Annotated in this window: 12 protein-coding genes; 9 read left to right on the top strand and 3 right to left on the bottom strand. The window is 46.4% G+C overall.

The annotated features are described in order from the left end of the window. Position 1: 1 nt before the first annotated feature. Genes AC1RNB_RS15875 through AC1RNB_RS15850 form a run of 6 tightly spaced genes read left to right on the top strand, consistent with a single transcriptional unit; the run spans position 2 to position 8,215 of the window. On the top strand, positions 2-2,041 hold the full coding sequence (locus AC1RNB_RS15875) for a TonB-dependent receptor plug domain-containing protein (RefSeq protein ID WP_493084420.1): 2,040 nt from the start codon (positions 2-4) through the stop codon (positions 2,039-2,041). Further along, positions 1,980-2,645, top strand: a complete 666-nt coding sequence (locus AC1RNB_RS15870) for a phosphonate degradation HD-domain oxygenase (RefSeq protein ID WP_493084418.1) — start codon at positions 1,980-1,982, stop codon at positions 2,643-2,645. Before AC1RNB_RS15875 ends, AC1RNB_RS15870 begins: the two co-directional genes overlap by 62 nt. Beyond that, positions 2,646-3,332 (top strand): HAD-IA family hydrolase, encoded by a 687-nt coding sequence (locus tag AC1RNB_RS15865; protein WP_493084416.1) that lies wholly within the window; start codon positions 2,646-2,648, stop codon positions 3,330-3,332. 2 nt (positions 3,333-3,334) lie between these two features. Continuing rightward, positions 3,335-4,618 carry a DUF5690 family protein gene (locus tag AC1RNB_RS15860; protein WP_493084415.1) on the top strand — a complete coding sequence of 428 codons (1,284 nt, stop codon included), beginning with the start codon at positions 3,335-3,337 and terminating at the stop codon, positions 4,616-4,618. Between the two features lie 6 nt (positions 4,619-4,624). Further along, the gene (locus AC1RNB_RS15855) at positions 4,625-5,752 is read left to right on the top strand and encodes a TIGR03364 family FAD-dependent oxidoreductase (protein WP_493084413.1); all 1,128 of its coding nucleotides are present in this window, start codon (positions 4,625-4,627) and stop codon (positions 5,750-5,752) included. A 27-nt stretch (positions 5,753-5,779) separates the two neighbouring features. Beyond that, the gene (locus AC1RNB_RS15850) at positions 5,780-8,215 is read left to right on the top strand and encodes a bifunctional YncE family protein/alkaline phosphatase family protein (protein ID WP_493084411.1); all 2,436 of its coding nucleotides are present in this window, start codon (positions 5,780-5,782) and stop codon (positions 8,213-8,215) included. Positions 8,216-8,241: 26 nt separating this feature from the next. Here the strand turns inward: AC1RNB_RS15850 and AC1RNB_RS15845 are convergent, their stop codons facing one another. After that, positions 8,242-9,015 carry a glycosyltransferase family 2 protein gene (locus tag AC1RNB_RS15845; RefSeq protein ID WP_493084409.1) on the bottom strand — a complete coding sequence of 258 codons (774 nt, stop codon included), beginning with the start codon at positions 9,013-9,015 and terminating at the stop codon, positions 8,242-8,244. A gap of 154 nt (positions 9,016-9,169) precedes the next feature. On the opposite strand from AC1RNB_RS15845, the gene AC1RNB_RS15840 reads away from it, so the two are divergent. Both AC1RNB_RS15840 and AC1RNB_RS15835 read left to right on the top strand, forming a co-directional pair. Beyond that, positions 9,170-10,297, top strand: a complete 1,128-nt coding sequence (locus AC1RNB_RS15840) for an alkaline phosphatase family protein (RefSeq protein WP_493084407.1) — start codon at positions 9,170-9,172, stop codon at positions 10,295-10,297. 2 nt (positions 10,298-10,299) lie between these two features. After that, entirely contained in the window at positions 10,300-10,785 is a 486-nt protein-coding gene (locus AC1RNB_RS15835) for a DedA family protein (protein WP_493084405.1), read from the top strand. Positions 10,786-10,841: 56 nt separating this feature from the next. On the opposite strand, the gene AC1RNB_RS15830 is transcribed toward AC1RNB_RS15835, so the two are convergent. Together AC1RNB_RS15830 and AC1RNB_RS15825 are read right to left on the bottom strand one after the other, a co-directional pair. Further along, entirely contained in the window at positions 10,842-12,314 is a 1,473-nt protein-coding gene (locus AC1RNB_RS15830) for a dihydrolipoamide acetyltransferase family protein (protein ID WP_493084403.1), read from the bottom strand. Positions 12,315-12,444: 130 nt separating this feature from the next. Beyond that, positions 12,445-13,701 (bottom strand): competence/damage-inducible protein A, encoded by a 1,257-nt coding sequence (locus AC1RNB_RS15825; protein WP_493084401.1) that lies wholly within the window; start codon positions 13,699-13,701, stop codon positions 12,445-12,447. A gap of 42 nt (positions 13,702-13,743) precedes the next feature. Between AC1RNB_RS15825 and dacB the strand changes: the two genes are divergently transcribed. Then, positions 13,744-15,135, top strand: coding sequence for a D-alanyl-D-alanine carboxypeptidase/D-alanyl-D-alanine endopeptidase (gene dacB / locus AC1RNB_RS15820; RefSeq protein WP_493084399.1), 1,392 nt, complete (start codon positions 13,744-13,746; stop codon positions 15,133-15,135). Positions 15,136-15,220 lie beyond the last annotated feature (85 nt).

The following is a 15,220-nucleotide window of genomic DNA, read 5'->3' as shown; positions in this document are numbered from 1 at the left end:
TATGTGTTACAAGAGATTATTTTCTTTTTTGCTGCTGCCCGTTTGGTCTTTCGGACAGGATATTGGCGGAGCCAAAAAAGATACCAGTGCTTTTCTTGATCCGGTGGTGGTAACAGCAACGCGTAAATCAACGGAGGGGTATTTGTTGCCCTATTCGTATACAACTATTGACTCACAAAAAATACAGCAATCCGGTGCACGTACCACGCCGGAATTGCTGATGGGTTCTGCCGGCATATTTGTGCAGAAAACCAATCATGGCGGCGGGTCTGCATTTGTGCGCGGGCTTACCGGTAACCAGGCACTGATTATGCTGGATGGGATCCGTTTCAATAATGCCACTTTCCGGTATGGCCCCAATCAATATCTGAATACCATTGATCTGTACACGATCGATAAAGTGGAAATAATCAAAGGTGCCGGTTCGGTACAATATGGTTCTGATGCGTTGGGTGGAGTGATCCATTTATTCAGCCGCGATCTTGATTTTGGTGCCCGCGCTTTTAAAGCAAAAGCGATTGCTAAAGCTGTTTCATCTGATATGGAATATACCGGACGGGGAGAAATATCTTACCAGTCATCCGGTTTTGTTTTTTCGGGTGGTTATACCAATCGGAAATTCGGCGACCTGATAGGTGGAGATACAACGGGCCGTCAATCACCTTCCGGTTATACGGAACAGTCTTTTGATGCAAAGATGAAATTCAGACTGGGTGGTAACACAACTGTATCCTTATCTCACCAATATACGCGACAGGAAAATGTGCCCCTGTATCACAGAGTGAAACTGGAGAATTATGCCTATTATTTTTTTGCACCGCAGGAGCGCTCGTTGAGTTACCTGAAGCTGGAGTCTCAAACAGGTAAACCCTGGATGCAATCGGTCAGTCTCATTCTCTCACTGCAACAGAGTTTTGAAAGGAGAGATTACCTCCGCAATGGAAATGCCAACCGTTTCGAGGAAAAGGATCGGGTAAAGACCGCCGGTGCTACGGTAGATATTTATTCAAGTTGGGGTAAAAACTGGAACAGTAATTCGGGTATTGAATATTATTACGATAAAGTAAACAGTGCCAAGTACCAATACCCCGTAAATGGAACGGCTATGCAATCGCTCAGAGGATTATATCCCGACGGGGCTTCCAATCAGAATTTTTCCTTGTATACACTTCATCACCTGCAGGCCGGTAAGTTCAACATAGAAGGAGGTGTTCGATATAACCTGCTGGATATTCAGATCACCGACACCAGCAAAGCACCCGGAAGCCTGGGGAAAGTCAACGTCAGACCTTCTTCACTCGTAACCAACGCGGCCCTCGGATACCAGCTGAATCAACGGTCTGGATTGTTTATTTCATTCAGCACGGGTTACCGTGCGCCCAATATTGATGATATGGGAAGTCTGGGTTTGGTTGATTTCCGGTATGAAGTGCCTGCTTATGGATTGAAACCGGAGAAGAGTTATCATACAGAGTTAGGGTATCGCTTCCGGAACCAGCAGGTAAGTACATCGGTAGCTGTTTTTTATATGCATTTATCCAATCTCATTACACGGGTACAAGTGCCCGGACAGCAGGTAAACGGGTACAATGTATATACCAAGCAGAATAGCCAGGAATCTTACCTGCGGGGGGCAGAGTTCGAATGGAAACATCGGGTATCTGCCAGCTTCAGTTTTGATTTGAGTGCTACTTATTTGTTTGGACAGAATTTGTCTGCCCATGAGCCCATGCGCCGGATTCCGCCATTGAATGGCAGAGCGCAGATAAAATACCAGCATCAGCAATGGTATGTTGCCATTGAGAATATGGCTGCAGCTACGCAGAACCGGTTGGCGCAGGGTGATAAGGATGATAACAGGATTCCCACGGGAGGTACTCCCGGATGGTATCTTGTGAATATGCATGCCGGACATACCGGAAAATTCCTTTCCATTCGCGGGGGTATGCAGAATATCGGAAACATCGATTACCGAACACATGGAAGCGGTATCAATGGAGCTGGCAGAAATGTATGGCTCTCTTTACAGTATAGCTTATAAAAATAAAGTCATGAATACAGATGCTTACCGGATCAACCTGGTGGTAAACGAAGTGATTTCGTTATACGAGCAGTTTGGCGGCGAAGATTATATTGGCGAACCCGTTTCGCAGATCGAACATATGTGCCAGTGTGCACAGTTGGCAGAAAAAGAAGGATATGATACAGAAGTGATCCTGGCAGCTTTTTTTCACGACATCGGCCATTTGTGTGAACATATCACCGAAGTAAAACTGATGGATGGGTATGGGGTAGTGGATCATGAAAAACTGGGAGCCGATTATCTGCGGCAAAAAGGATTTTCTGAAAAGATAGCCAAACTGGTGACCTCGCATGTAGATGCCAAACGATATCTTACCTGTCGTTATCCGGATTATTACGAACAGTTATCTCCTGCGAGTAAAGAGACGCTGGTTTTCCAGGGCGGGGTGATGACAGAAGAAGAAGCGAAAAACTTCGAAACAGATCCCCTGGCCGATCTGTATATCCGTTTACGCCGTTGGGATGAGCAGGCCAAAGAAGAACAGGTTCCGCTGCCGTCGCTCGATCATTACAGGGTATTGATGCAAGAACATTTAACCGAACAAAGTAAAACAAACGCATAGATGAAAACAGCACTGGTGGTATTTGATATGGCAGGAACTACTGTATCTGATAAAGGCAATGTAAACAAGGCTTTCCGGGATGCATTGGCCGAAGAAAATATAACAGTAGGTATCGAAGAAGTGAATACACTGATGGGGTACCGGAAAATAGAAGCGATTACCCGTATGGTAGTAAAACAGGCTCCGGCAATTGCACCCCCGGAACAAACTGCACTGATTGAAAAGATTCACGACCGGTTTAACAGCATCATGGTTGAATTCTATCATACAGATACGGATCTGCAACCTTTGCCTTTTGCAGAAGAAATTTTCGGGATGTTGCAGAACAAGGGTATTAAAGTAGCACTGAACACCGGTTTTACCAGGGTAATCACAGATGCCATCCTGCAAAAACTGGGTTGGGATCAGTCTCCGCTCATTAACGCCGTCATTTGCAGTGATGAAGTACCGGAAGGAAGACCCCATCCTTATATGATCCAATCCATCATGCAGAAGCTCGGCATTGCAGATGCCAAAGAAGTAGTAAAAGTAGGAGATACGGAAGTGGACGTGAACGAAGGCAGAAACGCCGGATGCGGTTTTGTGGCTGCTGTTACCACCGGCGCTTATACCCGTGAGCAGTTATCGGACTATCATCCCGATGCGATCATTGATTCATTGCAGGAATTACCTGCATTCATTCTGTAAACATGCATTTTTTTTCCCTAAGGGCCGATGCTGGAAAATACAGGGATACCCGTGTGGCCATATATGCCGCGGTGGTAACTTTTCTTACTTATGCAACGGTATACGCTTTCCGTAAACCTTTTACCGTTGGGAGTTTTGAACAGGAACCGCTTGTGTTGGGGATCCACTATAAAGATGCGCTGGTCATCAGTCAGGTATTAGGCTATATGATGAGCAAGTTTTATGGAATCCGTTTTATTTCAGAATTAAAAAAAATGGGCAGGGGCAGGGTGATCCTTACGCTGGTATCCATTTCATGGGTGGCCCTGCTTTTGTTTGCCTGGGTGCCCGCACCCTGGAATGTGCTGTTTCTTTTTGTGAACGGCTTCCCATTGGGTATGATCTGGGGGGTGATCTTTTCTTATGTAGAAGGGAGAAAAGCCACTGATTTTATCGGCGCCGCACTCGCTGTCAGTTTTATCTTTTCATCCGGTTTTGTTAAATCGGTGGCTAAATGGCTCGTGATCGATTTTCAGGTTACCGACCAATGGCTGCCTTTTGCTACCGGACTGGTATTCCTCTTCCCATTACTTCTCTTTGTTTTTTTACTGGAACGCATACCACCTCCTTCCGCATCAGATATACAGTCACGGGTACCACGCGAACCCATGAACCGGCAGGAAAGGAGACAGTTTTTCCGGCAGTTCAGCACGGGTATTGTGTTACTGATCGTGATTTATGTTTTTCTCACCCTTTTCCGGGATATCCGCGATAATTATGCGGCAGATATCTGGCAGGAACTCGGTTTTGGCAGTCAACCTTCTGTATTTACCGCTACTGAAATACCCATTACCATATTGGTGCTTGCCCTGATCAGTTGTATGATGCTGATTAAAAATAACCGGCAGGCATTTATGATCACCCACTGGATCATTGTAGCAGGGTTTCTGATTGCGGGTATCAGTTCTTTGTTATTTGTTTTGCATCTGCTGCCGCCCTTTCAGTGGATGACATGCGTGGGTTTGGGATTGTATATCGGGTATATTCCCTTTAACTGTATTCTTTTCGACCGGATGATCGCAACTTTCCGGCAAACCGGTAATGTGGGTTTCCTGATGTATCTCGCTGATTCTTTCGGTTATCTCGCCAGCGTGGCAGTAATCGTTTCCAAAACTATTTTTAATCCCAGTCTATCCTGGACAACCGTTTACAGCAATGGTGTGATTCTTCTTTCAGTAGCGGGAATCGCTGCAACGGTTTTTGCGCTGGGATACTTCCATAAAAAATATAATCTCTTATTTAATTGATCCTATATGAATAAGCCATCAGCTATTGTTATTGGTGCGGGTATTGTTGGACTGGCCACTGCCAGGGCGCTTTCCTTAAAAGGTTACCAGGTTACGGTGATTGAAAGAAGTGAAAAAGCAGTAGGTGCTTCCATCCGCAATTTCGGGATGGTATGGCCAATAGGACAGCCCGATGGGAAACTCTATAACCGTGCTGTAAGAAGCAGGGAGATCTGGAAAGAGATCGCAGATAGTATTGGCCTGTGGTACCATGAAGCGGGTAGTTTACATGTAGCTAACGAGCCAGATGAATGGCAGGTGCTACAGGAGCTGCATGATAAGTTCTCTGCCAATGGCAGGAATACAAAACTTTTGTCAGCAGCGCAGATCGGCCGGCAGTTCTCTGGTGTAAATACGCCATCTCTGCTGGGCGGATTGTACAGTGATACGGAACTGATCGTTGACCCGCGTGAAGCGATTGCTGCCATTCCTTCTTACCTGACAGAATATTTAGATATCAGCTTTCTCTGGCAAACGCAGGTAAACAGCGTAGAAGCAGGGCAGGTATATATCGGTAACCGGATAATGCAGGCGGATCTGATCTGTATCTGCAGTGGCGCTGATTTTGAAACATTATACCCTGAACAGTTTACAGCAGCCGGGATCACACGCTGTAAACTGCAGATGCTGCGGTATACAACCGGCAATAAGGATTGGCGGATCGGCACTTCGGTATGTGGTGGTTTGTCGCTGATCCACTATCACAGTTTTAAAGCGGCTCCTTCTTTACCGGACCTGAAAAAACGGTATGAAGCTGAAATGGCCGAATACCTCCAGTGGGGAATCCACGTGATGGTTTCGCAGAATAACAGCGGAGAATTAACGGTAGGCGATTCGCATGAATATGGTCATACGTTTGATCCATTCGACCGGGCATATATCAACCAACTGATCACTGGTTACCTTGAACGGTTCATGGTAACCAAAGACTGGCAACTGGTGCAATCATGGAACGGCATTTATCCAAAGATGAAAAATGGCGAAACAGAAGTAATATTGAACCCTGAACCGGGTGTATATATCCTGAACGGATTGGGTGGCGCCGGAATGACACTTTCTTTCGGACTGGCAGAAGAGTTTGCTGCGGGTATTTGATCACTGAGTTTTATACAAACACGCTATATGAAAAAGATTAGTTTACTCATAATGGTTTGTGCACTGGCTTTGTCTGATCTGTCTGCACAAACATTGACTGCACTCGAAGCCAAAAGAATCGGCCTGCCCAATGGCTGGAGTTTAACTCCCGTGGGTAAGTCATTGCCGCTGGGCGACCTGCCGCTGAATATCGCTGTTGCCCATTCAAAAAAATGGATGGCAATCACCAATAACGGACAAAGCAAGCACAGCCTGCAGCTGATTGATGTGGTAACTGAAAAGATGCTGGATCATATCGAAGTACCCAAAGCCTGGTTGGGACTTGCTTTTAGCGCAGACGATCAATACCTCTATGTATCGGGTGGAAATGATAACCGCATCTTGAAATATGCAGTTAAGAACCAGAAACTGACATTGGCAGATAGTATTCTGTTGGGCAAACCATGGCCCAATAAAATATCGCCTGCCGGACTGGCCATTGATCACAACAAACAGCTCTTGTACGTGGTTACCAAGGATAACAACCGTTTATATATAATTGATCTTATTACCAAACAGATCAAAAAGGAATTGGCATTGCCGGGTGAAGCGTATACCTGCCGTCTTTCACCCGATCAGAAAGAATTGTATATCTCCTGCTGGGGTGCTGCCCGCTTACTGGTATACGGTGTAAAAGAACATGCGTTACTGGCCGAGATAGCCGTAGGCAGTAACCCGAATGATTTCTGTCTTACGGCCAACGGTCGCTGGTTATATGTTGCCAACGCCAATGATAATTCGGTATCAGTGATCGATACCAGACAGCGGAAAGTAGTGGAAACCCTGAATGCCGCTCTTTATCCTGATGCACCCGCCGGCTCTACCACCAATGGGGTAGCATTAAGTTTGGACGAAAAAACCGTGTACATAGCCAATGCAGATAATAATTGCTTATCAGTATTTGATGTGAGTATCAAAGGAAGCAGTAAGGCAAAAGGATTTATCCCTGTGGGCTGGTATCCAACTGCTGTTAAAACGATTGGTTCCAAAATTTATGTAACCAACGGAAAAGGATTTACCTCGCAGGCCAATCCCTATGGGCCTAATCCCATCAATAAAAAAGTACAACTGGGTTACCAGAAAGGTGATATGAATAAACCACAGGAAGTACAGTATATCGGTGGACTTTTCAAAGGAACACTGAGCATCATTACGGCACCTGCCGATAAACAATTGGGTGTGTACTCGCAGGCTGTATACCGGAACTCTCCCTATAGCAAAGCAAAAGAACTGGTATCACATACCGAAGCAGGTAATCCCATACCGCGTAAGGTAGGCGATTCTTCTCCTATCAAATATGTGTTTTATATTATCAAGGAAAACCGCACCTACGACCAGGTGCTGGGCGATGTGACGGAAGGGAATGGCGATACTTCTCTTTGTTTGTTCGGTAAAAAAGTAACCCCTAACCAGCATGCACTGGCCAAAGAATTTGTGTTGCTCGATAATTTTTATGTAGATGGTGAAGTAAGCGCCGATGGACATAACTGGAGTATGGGAGCTTATGCTACCGATTATCTCGAAAAAACCTGGGTAACCAGTTATGGTGGCCGGGGAGGAGATTATGACGCGGAAGGCAACCGCAAGATTGCCAACAATAAAAATGGGTTTATCTGGGATCATAGCCAACGTGCCGGCGTGAGTTACAGAACCTATGGCGAGTTTGCGGATGATTATAAACCGAATATTCCGGTACTGAAAGATCATTTCTGCCCCTATTACACCAGTTGGGATGAAAGCGTTCGGGATACAACACGTGTGGGACAATGGAAACGTGACTTCGATTCATTGCTGTCAAAAAATGCTTTGCCCAGATTAAGCACATTGCGTTTGATCAATGACCATACAGAAGGGTTGCGTTTGGGTAAACCCACACCCTTTGCGCATGTAGCCGATAACGATCTCGCGGTAGGCATGTTTGTAGAATACCTGAGTAAAAGTCCGATCTGGAAAGAGAGCGTGGTATTTATACTGGAAGATGATGCACAGGATGGCCCCGACCATGTAGATGCACACAGGAGTCCGGCGTATGTGGCCGGTGGCCTCGTAAAAAGAGGATTGGTGGATCATACCATGTATTCCACCTCTTCTATGCTGCGAACTATGGAACTGATACTGGGCATTCCGCCGATGAGCCAGTACGATGCAGCAGCCACCCCGATGTGGCGTTGTTTTACCAATCAGGTTAACCTCACACCGTTTATAGCCAGACCAGCTGAAGTAGATCTTACTGAAAAAAACACAGGCATGAACGAATGGCAGCGGAAAAGTGAAGCCTTTGATTTTTCAAAAGAAGACAGGATCCCCGATCGTGCTTTTACCGAAGTGATCTGGAAAGCGGTTAAAGGACTGGATGCCACCGTGCCCGCTCCTAAAAGGGCGGCATTTGTAAAACTGACTAAAAAAGATAAGGACGGGGACTAGCCCGTTTTTATCTTTCCTGAAGGCGTTTAACGGGGGTGACTGTTTTCTGTAGTAGTGACCAATATATTCTTACGCCATACGAGGTTCCAGAAACTGTCCTGGTATTTTTTGTTTACCTCCCAGAAACCATTGGCCTTATACCTGCGGGAAGAGGATGGTTGCACCAGGCCAGGTATATACGCTACATGGCCAAACTGCGACAGTTGTTTACCCAGTTCAATATCATCTCCATAAAAGGTAAATGCGGTATTATAGCCTCCGGCTTTTTCCAGTATTTCCGAACGAATAAACGTGTTCCCTCCAATCAGGATGGCACCTCTTCCGGAAACCTGTACCAGATCACTGATGAAAGGATAAAAGATTCTTTGCGATAACAGAGAAAAAAAGCGCATCCGGCTATTACCATCAAAATAATCATAGGGTCCTGTAACGGCTACCCGTTGCCGGTTTTTTATGAGTGCTGTTACGCCTCTGCGAAGCCAGTTGGAAGCGGGTACGCAATCTGCATCCATCTGCGCAATAATATGCCCGCCTGCCTGTTGCCGGGCCGATTCACGTGCATAGTTGGTTCCTTTCCGGCTTTCATGTATCAGTGTAATCTGCACACCAGTAACCGGCTGCTGGTTAATGAATGTCTGTACTACCAATGCCGTACCGTCGCTGGAAGCATTGTCTGTTACAATAATCTCGTAATCGGGATAGTCCTGCGTTACCAATGCAGCTAATGTACGGTGGATGTATTTTTCTTCGTTGTAAGCCGGTACCAGTACCGATACACGGGGTAAAGAAGTTGTTTTCATAAATGGTGAATGGTGGTATGAAATAACCAATCTCATATGAACTGATAGTATCGCGCCGTTGAATTCACAATAGCATCATGATTCAGTAACCTTAACTTAACCGGTTGTTGATGTTGCAGATACATACACAGGATTCCTTTGTAAAACCTTTTGAATGAAAACCATCATCGCTTTTTTCTTTTGTTGTTTTTCGCTGATACTTACTGCACAAACACCCGCAACACCGGGAAATGTATTTATCATAACAACTGATGGGTTCCGTTGGCAGGAGGTGTTTAACGGGGCAGATTCCCTGCTGATGCGTGATACTGCTTATGTACGGGATACGGCATTGATCTGCCAGCAATTCTGGAGCCCTGATCGGGAAGAACGAAAACGCAGACTGCTCCCTTTTTTCTGGGATGTGATCGCAAAAAAAGGAAGGTTATCCGGTAACCGCAATTACAACAGCGAAGTAAACGTCTCTAACCTGTATAAGATATCCTACCCGGGCTACAATGAAATCCTAACGGGTTTTGCAGATACCCGTTTTATTCCTAATCTTTCTGTACGCAACCGTAATACTAATATTCTGGAATACCTGAATGCCACAGAAGCCTATGCCGGCAAGGTAGCTGCCTTCAGTTCCTGGGATGTAATGCCCTATATCATTAATGAAAACAGAAGTCAGCTGCCTGTAAACAGTGGTTACGAAATGCTGGCGGAAGGAGATGATACACTGAATATACTCATCAACGAGGTACAGAAAAATATAATGCACAAAAGCAGCACCCGGCAGGATCTGCTCACGTATGCCAGTGCCCTGAATTATATTGAACAGCAACATCCGAAAGTGCTGTTCCTCGGACTGGGCGAAACAGATGAATTTGCACATCTTGGACGCTATGATCAATACCTGCAGAAAGCGCACCAGGTAGACAGAATGCTGGCTGAACTTTGGTATTATGTGCAAACCGATCCATTTTATAAAGACAACACGGCTTTTATCATTACTACCGATCATGGAAGAGGTAGTAAAAGAAACAAATGGTCGCAGCATGGTTTTTGGGTAAAAGGTTCGGGCGAGGCATGGATGGCAATGATTGGAGCCGGTATTGCGGCGGATGGAGAAAGAAAAACAAAAGAACGTTTGTACCAGAAACAGATTGCTTCTACCGTTTCGGCGTTACTGAATGAAAAATTCCGTGCCGATGATCACAGAGTAGCAGCACCTATGCAGGTAGCACCCGTACTGGTTGCCGCAGGTAACAGAAACGGAAAAATAGCTGCCTCAAACAAATAAGCATGCAGGAAATACTCGTCAATTATTTTGTGCTATATGGTTACTTCGCCATTTTTTCTATGGTATTGCTACAGGAGCTGGGAATGCCGGGACTACCCAATGAATTGGTGTTGTTCTATTTTGGATACCTGAGCCGGCAGGCGGCACTCTCTTTCCCGCTGGTAATTGCACTGGTAGTTGTAGCGGATATGCTGGGTTCAGTGATCCTTTATCTGTTATTCTATTATGGCCGTGTGTGGCTGATGCGTATCAAGCCCAGATGGATCAGACTGCCGGTTAAAAGAGTGAACTCGATCAAACAAAAAATAGCTTCACAGAATGGGAAACATATTTTTATCGCCAAACTAACGCCTTTTGTGCGCAGTTATATTCCCGTAGTAGCTGGTTTGTTACAGGTAGAGCCGGTTTTATATGGCCGTATCATTATTCTCACCGCCATTATCTGGAGTGGGGGGTGGGTTACAGCAGGCTGGCTGCTGCATGGGTAAACCTCAAAAAAAATACCATCTGATGAGATGGTATTGGGTTAACATTTTTTGGTTGATTACAGATAATGGAACCATTGTTTGTTCACATCCCAGTTCTCGAATTCTTTAGCTACTTCTGATAAGAATTTGGCACCAATACTTCCATCTACAATCCGGTGATCGTAACTCATGGAGAGATACATCATGTGTCGGATGCCGATCGTATCGCCTTCCGCCGATTCCATTACCATCGGGCGTTTTTTGATGGCACCCACGGCCATGATGGCCACCTGTGGCTGGTTAATGATGGGCGTTCCCATCAGGCTGCCGAAAGTGCCTACATTGGTCAGGGTAAAAGTACCACCCTGCGTGTCTTCCGGTTTCAGTTTGTTGTTGCGGGCCGCATCGGCCATATTGTTTACCGCTTTGCTTAGCCCCACGATATTCAATTGATCGGCACCTTTAATGACGGGAACTATCAGGTTACCGGTTGGCAAAGCTGTGGCCATGCCGATATTAATATCTTTTTTGATGATGATATTATCTCCATCCAGCGAACAGTTGATCAGCGGGAAACGTTTGATCACCGTTGCAATACATTCCAGGAACATGGGCGTGAACGTGAGTTTAGTGCCCTCGCGGCGCTCAAATTCATCTTTCACTTTCTGACGCCATAATACCATATGCGTAACATCGGCTTCGGCAAAACTGGTTACGTGCGGACTGGTTTGTTTGCTGCCCACCATGTGTTTGGCAATAAGCTTGCGCATTCTGTCCATCTCAACAATCTCCGTGGCACCGGATAAAACAACGGTAGCCGGATCGGATGATTTACCCGAATAGGAGGCAGGCGTATAACTGCTCGTGATCACCGCCGGAGCTGTTGCGATCTGAACAGCCGGAGTGGTATTGATTTTGGTGGCAGGCGAACTCGGAACGATATTTTCAGAAACAGTAGCCGGTGTATAAACCGGAACGGTACCTGCTTTTTTATCGGCCACATATTGCAGAATGTCTTTTTTGGAAACCCTTCCATCATTACCTGTTCCGGGAATCCTTTCCAGCTCACTCAATGGAATATTTTCACTGTTGGCGATATTGAGAACGAGCGGAGAATAAAAACGGTTAGCGGCAGGTTTGGCAGCAGGTATAGAAGCTTCAACCGGCGCCGGTGTATACGGAACTTCAGGTGTTTCCGGTTGGGCGTAATAGGCTTCTGCCATGGCAGGAGCCGCCTGTACGGGTTCTGCTGCTTCAATAACGGGTGCTACTGCCGGTTGTGCCGGTTCGGGACTGTCAGCAGCTTCCTGTCCGGTACGGATGCGGGCAATCACGGTACCGATAGGTACCACATCGTTGATGTTAAATAAGATCTCGGTAATCACACCCTCTGCGGTAGAAGGTACTTCGCTGTCTACCTTATCGGTAGCAATATCCAATACGGTCTCGTCCTGTTTTACAGTGTCGCCAACCTGTTTGTGCCATTTCAGGATCGTGGCTTCCATGATACTCTCGCCCAGTTTGGGCATTACCAGTTCAGCAATTGCCATACTATCGTGCTGTTTTAATTCGGATATGGTTCTATTCTCTGTTTACCGCTTTCTTTCCTGCCGCACAGTAAAATACACACAGAAAACGAAAGTGCAAATGTATCGGTTGCTATGCAAAAACGAACATCTGTTAGGGCTTTTCCTTGATAAAGATACGCAAAAGGTTCAGCGCATTAGTGGCAGTTAATTCAATATTCCTTCTGCGGTCAAACCGGAAATTGAACAGCTGGGTTACCACCCTGTCCTGATCAGCCACGGCCACCCATACCATACCCACCGGTTTTTCGGCGGTGGCGCCATCCGGCCCCATGATACCGCTCACGGCAATGGCATAATCTGTCTGCATCAGTTCCCTGACAGATCTGGCCATTTGTTTTACCGTGTCTTCGCTGACCGCACCCACGGTTTGCAGGGTTTCTGCCGGTACATGCAGCATACTTTCCTTGATGCGGTTGGCATAACTAACCACACTACCCGTGAAATACACAGATGATCCGGGGTGCGAGGTCATGATATGCGCAATATACCCACCGGTACAACTTTCGGCCGTAGAAAGGGTCTTTCCGCTCTCTTTCAACAATCTGGCCACTACCTGTTCCATAGGCAGGTCTTCATCAATCACGAGGTAGTTTTTCACTTTTTCCTTGAACCCCTCAAAATGCCGGTCGATTTCTGTGATCAGTGCTGCCTTATCAAATCCAAAAGCGGTTAACCGTAATCTTACCATGCCATAATTGGGCAGGTAAGCCAGTTTGATATGGGCAGGTAAGGCCTCCTCAATCTCCTGCACCAGGTTGGCCAGATATGATTCGCCGATACCGGCAGTGAGCAGGGTACGGTGTTCAATAAAACCTGTCTGAAACAGTTCCGGAATTTTCGGTAGCACTTCATTTGTCATCAGCCATTTCATCTCATGCGGTACGCCCGGCAGGGAAACAAAAATGGTTCCATCCTTTTTAAATAACATACCCGGTGCTGTACCCCGCTGGTTCAGCAAAACAGTGCATGTATCCGGCACTTCGGCCTGTTTCGCATTGCGCTCAATCATGGGGCGCTTGAGGATATGCTCGAAAATATGGGTGATATGCTTCAGGGTAGGTTGGTGTACCACCATCTTACCCCCAAAATAATCGCAGAGCAGGGGTTTGGTAATATCGTCGGCGGTAGGGCCCAGTCCGCCGGTAATGATCACCAGCGATACTTCCTTACTCTCTGCATCCAGCGCCTGCCAGATATCTTCCCGCACATCGCCCACGGCCACACGGTGTTTCAGCGAAATGCCCACTTTATTCAGTTCCTGGGCAATCCAGGCACTGTTGGTATCAATCACTTGTCCGATCAATAATTCATCTCCAATGGTGATGATGGATGCAAAAACTTTTTCCATAGTCTGCTTAAGCTTAATTTTAGTGCAAGGTAAAGGGCAATTATGAAAACAGGCTATTGGGTTATTTGTTTATGTATCTATTCGTTTTCCCTGGCGGCGCAACCCGTGAAAGAAAGGTTGGCAAAAGCAGTGGATATACTGCAGTCAGACCCGCAAATGAAACATGCCCTGCTGGGTTTACAGGTCATCAATGCACAAACAGGCGATAAAGTATTTGAAGTAAATGCGCAAACAGGCTTAGCACCAGCCAGTTGTCAAAAAATCATTACCAGTGTGGCAGCGTTGGAATTACTGGGCCCGGCTTACCGGTATGAGACTTTGCTGGGGTATACCGGCAAGATTTCTAGGAATACTTTACAGGGAGATCTGTACCTGCTGGGCAGTGGCGATCCCAGTCTGGGCAGCTGGCGCTATGATTCTACCAAAGAAGACCGGCAGATGCTGGAGTTGACAAAAATGCTTACACAGAGCGGCATCCGTAAAATAACAGGAAACCTGGTGGGTTATAGTGGTAAATGGGAGCAGGAAACCTTACCCGGTGGCTGGATCTGGGATGATATCGGTAATTATTATGGTGCCGGTACTTCGGCACTGAACTGGCATGAGAACCAGTACGACCTGATTCTCCGTTCAGGAAAAAACATAGGCGATACGGTGGATATCATCGAAACCCGCCCGGCACTTACCGGAACAAACCTGCAAAGCCAGTTACTGGCCGCCGCCAAGGGTACGGGCGATAATGCCTATATCTATCTGCCCCCATTCGCCAGCCAGGGTTTTGTAAGAGGTACCATACCGGTAGAAGAAAAAGCGTTTGTGATTTCCGGATCCTTTCCTGATCCTGCTTTACAAACAACCAGTACGCTGAAGCAATCGCTTGAACTGGCCGGGATCCGTTTGCAAGGAGTAAATGTTTCTTACGATAAGACTGTGCCGCAGGTACAAAACCTCGGGAAACTCATTTCTCCCAGGCTCGATAGCCTGAATTACTGGTTTATGCGCAAAAGTATTAACCTGTATGGAGAAGCTTTTCTGAAGACGATTGCCTTCGAGAAAACAGGAAAGGGTAGTACTGATAAAGGAGTGGGACTGGTTAAAAAATTCTGGAAGGAGCAGGGCATTGGTTCAGCAGCTTTGCAGATCATTGATGGCAGTGGTTTATCTCCCCAGAACCGGGTCACGCCCGATGCACTGGTGCAGGCACTGCAATACGCCCGCAGCAGAAGCTGGTACCCTGCTTTTTATGAATCCTTGCCTTTTTTTAACCAGATGAAACTGAAAAGCGGCACCATTGGCGGCACCAAGAGTTTTGCGGGTTACCATACTTCCAAAGAGGGCGTAACGTATACAGTAGCCATCATCATCAATAACTATGATGGTTCTGCAGGGGAGATAGTAAAGAAAATGTTCCGGGTGCTGGATGAGCTCAAATAAAACCAACTTTGTTCCTTGCGCGCATAACCTCTGCGCTATAGTGGGGAAGAGGCGATAAAAAGAATATCTTCAACCAAACAATGCC

The sequence above is a fragment of the Sediminibacterium sp. GW821-FHT12F12 genome, from assembly GCF_058806635.1.
Note: the sequence above shows the minus strand (reverse complement) of the source record. Positions and strands in the feature narration are given on the sequence as shown.

Bases quoted from the DNA above. Each gene is read 5' to 3' on its own strand.
- AC1RNB_RS15855 (WP_493084413.1), top strand. From the start codon at position 4,625: ATGAATAAGCCATCAGCTATTGTTATTGGTGCGGGTATTGTTGGACTG.
- AC1RNB_RS15830 (WP_493084403.1), bottom strand. From the start codon at position 12,314: ATGGCAATTGCTGAACTGGTAATGCCCAAACTGGGCGAGAGTATCATG.
- AC1RNB_RS15825 (WP_493084401.1), bottom strand. From the start codon at position 13,701: ATGGAAAAAGTTTTTGCATCCATCATCACCATTGGAGATGAATTATTG.
- AC1RNB_RS15850 (WP_493084411.1), top strand. From the start codon at position 5,780: ATGAAAAAGATTAGTTTACTCATAATGGTTTGTGCACTGGCTTTGTCT.
- AC1RNB_RS15835 (WP_493084405.1), top strand. From the start codon at position 10,300: ATGCAGGAAATACTCGTCAATTATTTTGTGCTATATGGTTACTTCGCC.
- AC1RNB_RS15870 (WP_493084418.1), top strand. From the start codon at position 1,980: ATGGAAGCGGTATCAATGGAGCTGGCAGAAATGTATGGCTCTCTTTAC.
- AC1RNB_RS15845 (WP_493084409.1), bottom strand. From the start codon at position 9,015: ATGAAAACAACTTCTTTACCCCGTGTATCGGTACTGGTACCGGCTTAC.
- AC1RNB_RS15840 (WP_493084407.1), top strand. From the start codon at position 9,170: ATGAAAACCATCATCGCTTTTTTCTTTTGTTGTTTTTCGCTGATACTT.
- AC1RNB_RS15875 (WP_493084420.1), top strand. From the start codon at position 2: ATGTGTTACAAGAGATTATTTTCTTTTTTGCTGCTGCCCGTTTGGTCT.
- dacB (WP_493084399.1), top strand. From the start codon at position 13,744: ATGAAAACAGGCTATTGGGTTATTTGTTTATGTATCTATTCGTTTTCC.
- AC1RNB_RS15865 (WP_493084416.1), top strand. From the start codon at position 2,646: ATGAAAACAGCACTGGTGGTATTTGATATGGCAGGAACTACTGTATCT.
- AC1RNB_RS15860 (WP_493084415.1), top strand. From the start codon at position 3,335: ATGCATTTTTTTTCCCTAAGGGCCGATGCTGGAAAATACAGGGATACC.